The following is a 631-nucleotide window of genomic DNA, read 5'->3' on the forward strand; positions in this document are numbered from 1 at the left end:
TGCTCTACACCTACGGCGCCCCCCGCGCCGCCGACCAGACCTTCATCGACGGCGCCGCGGGCCTGACCCACCACCGCATGGTCAACCACAACGACCCCATCCCCAGTGTGCCCGGCGTCCACATGGACACCAAACCCGAAGTCTTCGGCGCCGGCATCATCGTCAGCTTCACCAACGCCCCGCTGGGCGCCCTGACGTTTTTCGCCGGGGTCAGCAACCTGCGCGGCGCGCCCTACGGCCATCACGGCACGCTGCATCACTTTATGCCGGTACGCTTCGAAGACGGCCGCCGCTCGGCCATTCTTTGGGCACCGGGGTGTGAAAGCGTCACCGAACAGGCGTGCAACGAAATCCTGCGGCAAAAACACGGCCTGCCCACGCAACGGGCGTTCGAGCCGGCGTTTTACTTACTCGACCATTTGATGGTCGGCGCATACGTGCCTAACGCCTGGGCCACCTTGCGCCGCTGGCAGTCGTCTTATGAGAAGCAGCAAACGCTGGTGACCGAACGCGAATTCAATGGGGTGGATAAGGCGCTGCACAGCCTGGAAGGGCAACTGAAAAAAGTCGCCCGCGAGGCGCGCCCGGATGCTTACCGCAAGGCCCATGAAAAAGCCTACGACGCGCTCCG

1 pseudogene is annotated in these 631 nt (G+C 64.0%); it reads left to right on the plus strand.

The features are described from left to right. Positions 1 to 631 (plus strand): annotated as a pseudogene (locus tag ACW9H9_RS28745) (lipase family protein); the annotation flags it as partial.

This window comes from Pseudomonas sp. SDO5215_S409 (assembly GCF_054071325.1).